This window comes from Variovorax rhizosphaerae, from assembly GCF_037889975.1.
Classification (GTDB): Bacteria; Pseudomonadota; Gammaproteobacteria; order Burkholderiales; family Burkholderiaceae_C; genus Variovorax; species Variovorax rhizosphaerae.
In genome coordinates this window covers 1-8719 of the sequence record NZ_JBBKZT010000067.1, presented here as the reverse complement: position 1 = coordinate 8719, position 8719 = coordinate 1, and the positions used below count along the sequence as shown (strand labels likewise).

Below are 8719 nucleotides of genomic sequence, written 5' to 3'. Positions count from 1 at the left end.
GTGAACAGGCTCTCGCTATAGCTGTCGGCTCCTCGCATCGGCGCTTCCCTCTTCATCGATCTGATGAGCTCGATCTTGGCTCAAGGCGACCGGTATTTCAACGGCCTGCTAACCCGCAACCCATGCCACTCTCACAGTCCATCGCGCGCGATATCGAGTCCGTCGGTCGGATCAGCGCCGTACCCTCGATTCTGCATATCGTCTGCGAAAACACCGGAATGGGCTTTGCCGCGGTGGCACGGGTTGACGATGACAGCTGGACTGCCTGCGCCGTTTTCGACAAGATCAACTTCGGACTCAGGCCCGGCGGCCAGTTGGATGTTCACTCGACTCTCTGCGTTGAATCGCGCGCGCTTCGAGCACCGATTGGGTTCGACCATGCGAGCGAGCATCCGGTTTATTGCAAGCACCACACGCCGCGCCTTTACAGCATTGAGAGCTACATCTCCGTGCCGATCATCAAAAGCGACGGGACGTATTTCGGCAATTTGTGCGCGATCGATCCAGCACCTCACGAGGTGTCGAACGTCAAGACCGTTTCACTTTTCACGGGCTTTGCCAGCCTCATTGCCCACATGCTCGAGTTGGAGGACAAGCACGGTGTTACGGAGTCGGCCCTGCTCGATGCGACGGCAACCGTACAACTGCGCGACCAGTTCATTGCTGTTCTGGGACACGCCCTGCGCAACCCGCTTGCCAGCTTGAGCGCCACAGGCGAGATTCTCGCGCGCCGGTCAAGCGACCCGGAGGTCTTGCGCGCGGCACAGCGAATTCGATCGACAACCAGTCGGATGGCGAATCTGATCTCGGACGTCATGGATTTCGCACGCGGCAGAATCGACGGGGGACTGGACGCGGCCTTTGGCAACATTGGAGATTTGGGGGACGCGTTTGCAGACGTGGTCTCGGAACTGCGCCTGGCTCATCCATCCAAGACGACCAACCAGGATCTGAAGATCACCGTTCCCGTTTACGGAACAGGGGCCGATTGCAGCAGGTGGTCTCCAACTTGCTCGGCAATGCGATTTCCCACGGGGCCGTCGACAGGCCGGTCGACGTGACCGCCTCGTCCCATGACGGCTGGCTCGTCGTGAGCGTTCGCAACTGGGGCGAACCGATTGCTTCCGACAGTTTGCCGAAAATCTTCCAGCCCTACTGGCGTCCGCCAGAGAGCCGCGAGCGCGGCGGACTGGGCCTCGGGCTGCACATATGCTCCATGATCGTTAAGTCGCACGGCGGGTCGCTGCAAGTGACATCTTCCGCCGAACACGGCACTACGTTTGTAGCGCGTATTCCGGTTCGCCCGGGAACGTCCGTTATCGCATAGCGAGTTCAGGATCGCTTGCGATCCCAGCTCGGCGAGCGCAAGCCGACTCGCTCCCGACATGAGCATTGAAAGTGCGAGAAGCCCGCGCCGCTGCCGGCTGTCCTCCTCACGTGTCGTTGGCCGGACAGCGACAGCCGGCGGAATTCACAAAGGCACCGATGCCCCGGCCTCGCTGCGCACACTTTTGTGCTGCATCAATCTTCGTCCTCTCGCCTAAAACGGTGCTAAGACTTGGAGCGCGTGGAGCGCGCGCTTCACCGCTTCCTTCTGCCCTGGTACCGGAAGTGGCGCGGTCCCATCGCGGACCCGCATGCAGCAGTCACAAGCCCCAGGCCGCCGAGGTCGTGCGTTCTCGCGACTCGGGGTTGGCGCCAAGGCGCGCGCCCAAATTCTGCTTCACCGCACGCACCCTCAGGGAAAGACCAAAAGATTGATGCCAGGTCCTTATCGGCGACACGTCAATCGTGACTTTCGCGCTCGGCCCGCCCCGGCCCACACCCGAATGGGCAGGTGCGACCGTGGCGCGGGATGCCTGCTGGTGCGGGTAGGACGGTCGGAACGGCCCACATTTAGACGGTCTGGCGCCCCATCGCAGCACGCGGTCCCGCCACCCGCTCATGCTGTAGCCTCTGCTGCGTCCGCGCGCACTTCGCCCTCCGTGGCCACCGCGGGCAGACAGCGCAACCGCACGCCCGCGCGTGGAGCCGGAGCGCATTGCTTGGCCTGAGCTCGTGCGTTGCTCAAATCGCGCCGACATCTCCCGTCACCGGCAAGACGATTCCCGTGATGTAGCTTGCGCAGGCCGGCGAGGCCAAGAACACGTAGGCGGGTGACAGTTCTTCAGGTTGGGCCACGCGCCTGAAGGCGGTGTCGCGGCCGAACTTCTTCACGTCGCCAGCACGCTTGTCGGCAGGATTGAGCGGAGTCCACACCGGCCCGGGCGCTACCGCATTGACGCGGATGCCTTGGTCGATGAGGTTCAAAGCGAGGGCCTTCGTGAACGCATGGATCGCGCCCTTGGTGGCCGAGTAGTCAAGCAAGTTGCGGCTGCCGCGCAATCCGGTGCGCGATCCGGTATTGATGATCGACCCGCCGTGCCGCAGGTGGGGCGCCACGGCGCGAGCCATTCGTATGTAGCCCCCGATGTTCGTTTGTAGCGTGAGATCGATACGCTCGTCGCTGATGTCCTCGAGCTTGTCGGCATGCATCTGGAACGCGGCGTTGTTGACCAGGATGTCGAGCTTGCCGAAAGCCTTGAGCGCTTGCCTTACTGCGCGCTCGCAGAATGCGCTGCGCCGCACGTCGCCGGCGATGAGGATGCAGCGACGGCCCTCGGCTTCGACAGCGACCTTGGTCGCCTCGGCGTCCACCTTCTCTGAGAGGTAAACAACGGCCACGTCGGCCCCTTCGCGCGCGAACAACACGGCCACTGCGCGACCAATGCCCGAGTCGCCGCCCGTCACGATGGCGCTCATGCCCTCAAGCTTGCCGCTGCCCTTGTAGTCGGGCGCCGCGAATCGGGGTTTGAGTTGCATCTTCGCTTCTCGGCCCGGTTTGCGATGCTTTTCCGGAGGCAGCCGACTCGGCTGTGCACGCGTGCCTGTTTGGACCGCTCCGGTGCTTTTCTTCGCCGCCGGCGTTTTGCGGTCCAGAGCATCCTGCTTTCGCTGGATCTCTTCATGGCGGCGCACAAGCGCCGAAGTGGAAGAGCGGGACATGGGACCAACCTTTATGGTGCATCGAAAGTCGAATCGTCTGCAAGGCTGATGCAATGACATGTCGGTCATCCGCCATGAATGATGTCGAGCCGAGCGATCTTGTTGAGCGCGGCGGTGCTTTTCTGCCAGGCGGCGCGGCGTCGGCTCGGTACGGCCCCCCAGCGGCTCGTCAAGAAAAAGAACGGGAAGTCCCCTGCCGTCAAGGAAGCCGGAGCCAAAGCTCGGGAGAACTTCAAACAGGCTGGAACTGAGAGCCTCGCCGCAGTTGGCAGTTGGGCTGGCAAATACACACACTGTATGTTCTTGAAGCTTGCGCCATCCATTGCGGTTCTTGCGAAGCGACCAGCCATCTATGACGACGACACCAGTCGCCTCGGCTTTCGGGGAACGCGGCATGCGCCCCTGTCGGTCGCTCGGTACGGGGAGGCAGGCGCAGCGATCAGACAGGCCAACTGGAGCGCTTGCGCAGCCTGCCGACAGTGCGGTGACCCGTGCGAGTGATCCTGGTGACGATGGCAGGTGGCTGGGTCGTCGTTCCACGGGCGTTGACGGCCGGCGGGATCGTGGCCTCCACCAGCCCCGCGCTCACATAGCTTCTCAGCACGTCCACCATTGCGGGCTCGCTGACGATCACCGGGGCATGCGAGGCGCACAGCATCTCGAGCAATTGGTAGGACACAGCCATTCGAAACGCTCACCGCCTTTTGTTACCGGGCGTCCGCCGAAATCGAGAGGCCGTCAACGGTCGCGCTGGCTTCCTCATTCTGGCCGCACATGCCCGCGAAAGCGGGAATACCGCCGGCGCCTTTCTGCTGCTCAATCCCTAGACCGACAATGTCAAAAGACATCCATTGGCCTCAGACGGTTCGGTGGATCGACCGCTTGGGGACTGCGCGGACATGTGCTGACCGATTAGGGCGCCTCCCTGTTGCCCGTGTTTCACCGGACCCGCCGTCAAGCTGTTTAGAGCACAACCGAAACACGGCGAGCCCATTTCCTTGTGGCCCCGCAGGCCCGTGCGATCTCGCTGAACTGCTCGTAGCGCTTTCCCAACAAACGACCAAACGAGCGCGGCGGTAGTAGCTGCGTGTGGGACCGATCCTCACGCCAGCTTGATGCGTTCGTCCTATTGCTTTTCTCGTTCTGGGTTCCTAAATTTTGCATGGACGCGAATCGCGTCTTTGGCGGCACCAGCCGCGTTGAGGAGACTACGATGAAAGCTGGTCTTTTTGGCATCGCAATCGCATCCACCTTGTTCGCGTTCGGCAGTGCGCAGGCGCTTACGCAAGACGAATACAAAGTGGCGAAGGCAAAAATCGAGGCCGACTACAAGGTCGCCAAGGCCAAATGCGACACCTTGAAGGACAACGCGAAGGACGTTTGCATGAAGCAGGCCAAAGGCACGGAAAATCTGGCCAAGGCCGAGCTCGAGCAGCAGTACAAGCCCAGCCCGGGCAACGCACGCAAGGTCGCTGAGGAAAGGGCCGAACTGAACTACGAAGTGGCCAAGGAGAAGTGCGACGCGCAGAAAGGGGACGCCAAAAGCGCCTGCGTGAATCAAGCCAAGGCCGACCATGACAGGGCCAAGGCTGACATGAAGGCCATCAAAGGTTGAGGCCCGTGGGCGGAGGCGCGAAGTTTGCAAGCACAGGCGAACGCGGCGGAAAACACCTCCGAAGCACCACGCTTTTGTATTTTGGATTTGCCATCGGGTTGCACAGCCGTCGCGGGGACGAGTTTGATGCAGGCCGCTCGCCAGGGGGTTGGAGTCATTCCGACCCAACATGAGCAAAGCTGCGATCCGCGGCGTGCTTGCGACGAGGCACGCCGGTACACCAGCACACTCAGTTCTTCAGTTGCCCTGCGCATGCATCAGAGGCAGCACCTCCGACGCCGCCATTTGGTTCTTATCGACCAGAGCGTCGCGCATCCCCATCGCATTCGAAGTCGCTGGCGCGAATACCGTCAAAACGACTTTGTTGAGACGCTCGCAATTCCGTTCATTCGACGGTCACTTCGGCGCTGAGCCACCCCCGACACGGGTGACGCTGCACGGCCCACGCGGCTGGGCGCAGCTTTCGCGAAAGGTAGGCATGCAGCCCACATCCCGCTTCGTCCGCGGCCTATACGCGAACGTCGAATCACGGGAATGCTCCTTGTGATGAAAACCGCCGCGCTTGCACCCCTGCGTCGCCATCCCGTGCTCGCCACCTCCGGGATCATGGTCCTGCTGCTGGTCGCATTCATCGTCCTGTTCGACTGGAACTGGATACGGGTCCCGCTGGACAACTACATCTCCCGGAAGACCGAACGCGAATTCCACACCTCGGACCTGAAGGTGAAACTCGGCCTCACGCCGACCATCCAGATGCGCGACGTGTATTTCGGCAATACCAAGTGGTCCAAGGAAGCGCCTGCCATGGCGAAGATCGAGAAGCTCGAATTCTCGATCGCGTTGCGCGACCTGCCCGAGAAGATCCTGGTCCCGCGCGTCGCGCTGACCAAGCCCGAACTGGTCTTCGAGCGCCTGCCCGACAACCGCAAGAACTGGATCCTCTCCGACCCCTCCGACACCTCTCCCAGCAAGCTGCGCATCAGCACGCTTTCCGTGGACCACGGCCACCTGCGCTACATCGACCACGGCGAGCCCTTCACGATCGACGTGCTGGCCAGCACCTTCGACCCCGCGAGCCAGGAAAAGGTCAAGGACGCCAAGGCCCGGCCCGACAACAGCCGCTACACCACGCAGTACGACTTCAAGGGCGCGTACCACAACGCAGCGTTCAGCGGGGTTGCGTTGACGGGCGACGTGCTGAGCTTCCAGGAGTCGGGGGTGCCGTTTCCGCTCAAGGGCGAGTTGAAGGCAGGAACGACCAAGGTCGCCGTCGAAGGCACCATTGCCGATGCGGCCAGGATCTCGGGAATCGACACCCAGCTGCGTATCGAGGGCCAGACGCTGGCCAACCTGTACCCCTTCCTCCTGCTGCCGCTGCCGGCCTCGCCGCCCTACCAATTGCAGGGCCACCTGATCCTCAAGGGCAACCGCTACACGATGGATGACTTGGCCGGCAGGATCGGTTCCAGCGACGTGACTGGCAGGGGCGCCTACGTGGAGCAGCAGCCGCGTCCCCTGCTCACCGCCGACCTGCACAGCAAGCTGCTGAACTTGGCCGACCTCGGTCCGCTGATCGGCGTGCAGACCAAGGAAAGCGGCGGCAAGCCCGCGGTGTCCCAGGGTGAAACGAGCACCCGCCCGGCCGCGAAGGAAAAGGAAAGGACCATCGATCCCGACCACATCCTGCCCGCCGGCACCTTCGACGGCAGCCGCTTGCAGAAGATCGATGCGGAAGTCGACTTCAGTGCGGCCAAGCTGGTCGTGCCCCAGGCGCTGCCGCTCGAGACCCTGAAGGCCTCGCTGCGCCTGCACGATTCCATGCTCAAGGTCGAGCCGCTGGACTTCGGCTTCGCCGGCGGCACCATCGCTGCCCGCGTGGCCATGGATGCGCGCGAGCCGACGCTGAAGACCGATCTCCAAGTCGACCTGCAACGTGTGCGCGTCGACCAGCTCGTGCCCGACAGCAAGACCATTGCCAAGGGTGCGGGCCGCGTCGGTGCAACGCTGCGGCTGAAGGGCACCGGCAATTCCATCGCCGACGCCGCCGCGAAGGCTGACGGGCGCATCGCCGCCACGGTGGTCAACGGACAGATCTCGAACCTGCTCGACGCGGCCAGCGGGCTCAATGGGGGCAAGGTGCTGACGCTGCTCGTCGGCGGCGACAAGGACATCGTCATCAATTGCGGCGGCGTGGCCTTCGACGTGGCGGGCGGCCGCGGCAAGTCGACGCTGTTCGTGGTCGATACCGAGCAGACCCAGGTGCTGGGCACGGGCTCGTTCGACCTGGAGCACGAGCGCTTCGACATGACCGTCGCACCCAAGCCGAAGGAGATGGGCCTGCTCTCGTTGCGTACGCCCGTGCGCGTCTACGGGAGCTTCAAGAAGCCCGACTATGAAATCGTGAAGGGCCCGCTGCTCGCGCGCGCGGGGGGCGCCCTAGCGCTGGCTGCCGTGAACCCGGTGGCGGCGCTGCTGCCGCTGATCGAGACCGGGCCGGGCGAGTCCACCAATTGCGCCAACGTGCAGCGTACGATGGCGGGCGCCGTCCAGCAGGCTGGAGGCAACAGGAAGAATGCCGCACCCAAACCGGGGAGGAAACCATGAAGCTCAAGCAGCTCTACGAAATGTGCCGCGACGCGGTCATGGCCTGGATCGACGACTACGCGCCCAGCATGGGCGCCGCCATCTCCTACTACACGATCTTCTCGCTCGCGCCGCTGCTGGTGATCGTCATCGCGGTCGCGGGCGCGATCTTCGGGCGCGAGGCGGCGCAGGACCAGATCGTGGGGCAGATCGGCGGCCTGGTCGGCCAGGACGGCGCGACGGCCGTGGAGGCCATGCTGCGCGCGGCGTCCGATACCGACAAGGGCCTGATCGCGGGCGTCATCAGCGTGGTGGTGCTGCTGGTCGGCGCGACCACCGTGTTCGCGGAACTGCAGAGCGCGCTGGACCGGATCTGGCATGTCCCCGAGAAGGAAAAGCCTTCCGGCGTCTGGGCCGTGTTGCGGGCACGCCTGCTGTCCTTCGGGCTCATCCTGGGAGTGGCCTTCCTGCTCATCGTTTCACTGATGGTGAGCGCGGGCCTGGCGGCCTTCGACACCTGGTTCGGTGGCCTGATGCCGGGCTGGGAGGTGCTGATGCAGGCGCTCAGCCTGGTGATCTCCTTCGCCATCGTCACGCTGCTGTTTGCGATGATCTACAAGCTGATGCCCACCGCAAGGATCGCCTGGCGCGATGTGTGGGTCGGCGCGGGCGTCACCGCGCTACTGTTCGAACTGGGCAAGCTGGGAATCGGCGTATATCTCGGCAAGAGCGGCGTCACCGAGGCCTTCGCGGCGGCCGGCTCGCTGGTGGTGCTGGTGGCCTGGGTCTACTACGCCGCGCAGATCTTCCTGCTCGGCGCGGAATTCACCAAGGTCTACGCAGATGCACATGGCTCGTTGTCGGGGCAGAAGGCCGTTGCAGCAACCGCCGTTGCGGCGGATGTCCAAGCCGCCGGCAAGTCGAAACCTGAACTGGCGAGCGCTGTAAAGAAGCCCGCGGCGTCCTTGGACGTTCCGGACTACGCAGGACTGGCGCGTGTCGATGCAACCCAGCGCGAGGTGGACAGCCGTGTGGCGCAGGCGACGCGCCGCCTGACGCAAGATCTCGCCGTGTTGGCCGTGGTCACCCTCGCCAATGCGTTCACTCGCCAACGCCTCCGGAGACAAAAGAGGAAGTCAAGGCAGCCGGGCCCACAGCCTGCGCCGTGAGCGCAGCGATTCTGACACCTTCTCTTCGAGGCTCTTGAAAGATCTTCAACAAGGGCCTCACTAAACAAGACATGGCCCACCTCGAAAGCCGGGACTCGCGAATGAATGCCCAGCGCGAGCTGGCCGTACCTCACTCGGCGACCCAGCCGGTCCTTCAACCAGCTTTCTCCGCGGGCTTCTGCAGCGTACCGTCAGGCCCCCCGCGTCAGAATAGTTGTCGGTGCGCCGGGAGACCGGCAAGGAGTAGGTGGTGCAAGTCCACTGCGATGAAGGAATAGCGAACCACATCGGCCCCGAGCCGTGCGCA

At 63.5% G+C, this 8719-nt stretch carries 7 protein-coding genes; 5 read left to right on the top strand and 2 right to left on the bottom strand.

The genetic code is table 11. The features are described 5' to 3' along the window. Positions 1–1061, top strand: a 1061-nt coding sequence (locus WKW82_RS39705; protein WP_340348709.1) for a GAF domain-containing sensor histidine kinase, incomplete at its 5' end; no start/stop codon positions are given. After that, on the top strand, positions 998–1327 hold the full coding sequence (locus WKW82_RS39700) for a sensor histidine kinase (protein ID WP_340348711.1): 330 nt from the start codon (positions 998–1000) through the stop codon (positions 1325–1327). The genes WKW82_RS39705 and WKW82_RS39700, both read left to right, overlap by 64 nt. A 740-nt stretch (positions 1328–2067) precedes the next feature. Here WKW82_RS39700 and WKW82_RS39695 read toward each other — a convergent pair. Together WKW82_RS39695 and WKW82_RS39690 are read right to left on the bottom strand one after the other, a co-directional pair. Further along, the gene (locus tag WKW82_RS39695) at positions 2068–3045 is read right to left on the bottom strand and encodes an SDR family oxidoreductase (protein ID WP_340348710.1); all 978 of its coding nucleotides are present in this window, start codon (positions 3043–3045) and stop codon (positions 2068–2070) included. Positions 3046–3484: 439 nt separating this feature from the next. Further along, a complete protein-coding gene (locus WKW82_RS39690; RefSeq protein ID WP_340348708.1) occupies positions 3485–3730 on the bottom strand; it encodes a hypothetical protein in 246 nt (81 codons plus the stop codon). A 528-nt stretch (positions 3731–4258) separates the two neighbouring features. Here WKW82_RS39690 and WKW82_RS39685 point away from each other — a divergent pair. From WKW82_RS39685 to WKW82_RS39675, 3 genes are all read left to right on the top strand, one after another. Beyond that, positions 4259–4660 (top strand): hypothetical protein, encoded by a 402-nt coding sequence (locus WKW82_RS39685; protein ID WP_340348707.1) that lies wholly within the window; start codon positions 4259–4261, stop codon positions 4658–4660. Between the two features lie 546 nt (positions 4661–5206). Then, complete coding sequence (locus tag WKW82_RS39680) at positions 5207–7264, top strand: AsmA family protein (RefSeq protein WP_340348706.1); 2058 nt, start codon at positions 5207–5209, stop codon at positions 7262–7264. Then, entirely contained in the window at positions 7261–8412 is a 1152-nt protein-coding gene (locus WKW82_RS39675; RefSeq protein WP_340348705.1) for a YihY/virulence factor BrkB family protein, read from the top strand. The genes WKW82_RS39680 and WKW82_RS39675 overlap by 4 nt, the downstream gene beginning before the upstream one ends. The last annotated feature ends 307 nt before the right edge of the window (positions 8413–8719 follow it).